This is a genomic window from Priestia sp. P5_B4, from assembly GCF_056400385.1.
Map to the genome: position 1 here is coordinate 1 of NZ_JBFULJ010001147.1, position 1006 is coordinate 1006.

Sequence of the window (1006 nt, forward strand, 5' to 3'; positions counted from 1 at the left end):
ATCGTTACGCTGGGAGACATTCTAAAAGGAACCCTAGCAGCTTCTTTACCGCTTTTATTTAATACGAATCAAAACATTCTCTTCATTGGTTTATTTGCTGTCATTGGTCATATTTTTCCTGTTTTCGCGAAATTTAAAGGCGGGAAAGCTGTTGCCACGTCCGCCGGAGTGATTTTATGTTATGAACCTCTTTTATTTGTTTTCGTACTATTATGTTTTTTTATCTGCTTATACATAACGAAATATGTATCACTGTCATCAATGGTCACCGGGGTATTAACCTTTATCTACACGCTATTTAAACAAGACTACATGCTTATTATGATTATTGGTTTAATTGTAGCCTTTGTCATTTACAGACACCGCGCAAACATTACCCGAATTCTTAACAAAACAGAACCGAAAGTCACATTTTTGTCAGGTAAAAAGAAATAAGGGGATCTTCCTCTTATTTCTTTTTTTATAACCACCTTGTAAGCGAATACATTTCTTATTTATTAGTTATACTGATACTAAAATAAGGAGGTGAATGATGTGAAGAAAAAATGCCCCATTTGCAAACGAAATAAGAAAATGGATTCACAGCTAGAAGGAAGCCGCTACTGCGTTCACTGCTGGGAAACCATTGGAAAACAGTATGATTTCAAATGAAAGAATGAAACGATTTAATATAGAAATGAAGCCTTCACCTCTATATTAAATCGTTTTATTTTATTTTATCTCATTCCTTCCTAGCTGGATTCGTATATATTGGTAATTTATCTACCTTTCTACTATAATAAATGTATCCGCAGTATTGGAAGGAGCATAATGAATGAAATTAACAGTAACAGAAGCAGCAGCTACGTGGTACAAAGATGAAATGATGCTAGAAGGAAACGAAACAATTCGCTTTTTTGTTCGCTACGGCGGATGCAGCAACGTTCAAAAAGGTTTTTCTTTAGGTGTAAACACAGATTCTCCTAAAAACGTTGGCGTTGAAACAAAAGTTGACGGTTTAACATTC

2 protein-coding genes are annotated in these 1006 nt (G+C 34.8%); both read left to right on the forward strand.

Annotation, left to right across the window (positions count from 1 at the left end; all coding sequences use genetic code 11):
- Positions 1 to 435: glycerol-3-phosphate 1-O-acyltransferase PlsY (gene plsY, locus AC1DRF_RS29500; RefSeq protein WP_477742508.1), on the forward strand; the 435-nt coding region annotated here is incomplete at its 5' end.
- A 379-nt stretch (positions 436 to 814) separates the two neighbouring features.
- Positions 815 to 1006: HesB/YadR/YfhF family protein (locus tag AC1DRF_RS29505; RefSeq protein ID WP_477742509.1), on the forward strand; the 192-nt coding region annotated here is incomplete at its 3' end.